This is a genomic window from Oscillibacter sp. CU971, from assembly GCF_905219725.1.
Classification (GTDB): domain Bacteria; phylum Bacillota; class Clostridia; order Oscillospirales; family Oscillospiraceae; genus Oscillibacter.
In genome coordinates, this window is sequence record NZ_CAJMXG010000489.1 from 1 (window position 1) to 1,370 (window position 1,370).

The following is a 1,370-nucleotide window of genomic DNA, read 5'->3' on the forward strand; positions in this document are numbered from 1 at the left end:
CTGCAAGAGATTGGGCAGCACATAGCCCCTGGTCTTGCCGGAACCGGACGGGCCTATAATCAGGTCATTGTTGTTCAAGCCCGTGGTCCAGGTGTCGTTGCTCACAGTCTGGTCACGGGCCAGAATACGGCAGGATTTATTTTTCATCTGTTCACCCCTTGTCAGAAATGATTGGTAACGTGGTCCGCCAGCCCCCAGGCGACGGCCTCCGTGGCATTGAAATAGGAATCCGTCGCGGTTTTGCTCAGGACTTCCTCCAGACTGTGGCCCGTATGTTTCGCAAGAATCTTACCCACGGTANCACGGGTCTGCATCAGGTCTTTCGCAACGCTGTCGATTCGCAAGGCGCTGCCGCCGATACTGCCGGAGATAAGCGGGTCATGTATCAAAATACGGGCATGGGGCAGGATTTCCCGCTTGGTCCCGGCGGCGAACAGAACAGCCGCCATACTAGCCGCCATTCCGACACAGACGGTTTTGACCGGACATGAGACAGCCTGCATGGCGTCATACGCGGCAAGTCCGCTGCAGATCTCTCCGCCAGGACTGTTGATGTAGATTGTAATTTCCTTGCCGGGGTCTTCCAGAGCCAGGTAGTGCAGCTGGACGATGATACTATTGGCGGACTCGGTGTCAATCTCGCCGGTGCAGTAGATTTCCCGGCGGCGAAAGAGCGCGTCTTGAATGGGGATACAGGCGGTCCCCTCGCAGGTCTCTTTAGTGATATTGGGTGTAATCATATTCCCTCGCTTTCTACATCCGGCAGGGCCGCGAACGGCTCCACCAGAATTTNATACNGCAGGTCCGTCCGCTCGTCCGAGGAATCCAAGACGGTAATCTCATGTATTGTCTGCCGGAACAGGTCCCGGTTCTCGGATACATAGAGGCTGATAGAGTCATAGAATACGCTCAGATAACGCCAGTTCCCCGTGAGCCTTGATACAGCCCGGAAAAATCTGTCGATAGGCATACGGTGAAGATGATACGGAGGCCCTGCCAGCATACAGGCCCTGTCCAGCCGGGAGGCGAGAGATTCTTGTGCCTTGGTACTGCGTTCCTGCTTGCGGTGCGGGAGCAGCGCGAAATCTTTGCGGTGATACGCTTCGTCTATTCTCGCCACGGGCGCGGCTAGGATGTTGACGGCTTCTGTCAATTTCTCCGGTGTAAGCACCTTGCGCCGCACCTGGTCGGCAATTTCACATGCCGTTACCTGATAGGACAGGTCCTCGCGGATTCCCATAATCATTTGGAAGTCACAAAACGTATAGTAGTCCCCCAGGTATCTTGCGATAGGCATACGGGCCATGGAGCGTATCACAGCGGTGTCGAACTCCGGGTGCGCAGCTTGGTTGCGCTGCAAATTGTTCAGG

The 1,370-nt window shown here is 55.7% G+C and carries 1 protein-coding gene; it reads right to left on the reverse strand.

Annotation, left to right across the window (positions count from 1 at the left end; all coding sequences use genetic code 11):
* Positions 1–161: 161 nt before the first annotated feature.
* The gene (locus JX325_RS16825) at positions 162–740 is read right to left on the reverse strand and encodes a ClpP family protease (protein WP_204792172.1); all 579 of its coding nucleotides are present in this window, start codon (positions 738–740) and stop codon (positions 162–164) included.
* Between the last annotated feature and the right edge of the window lie 630 nt (positions 741–1,370).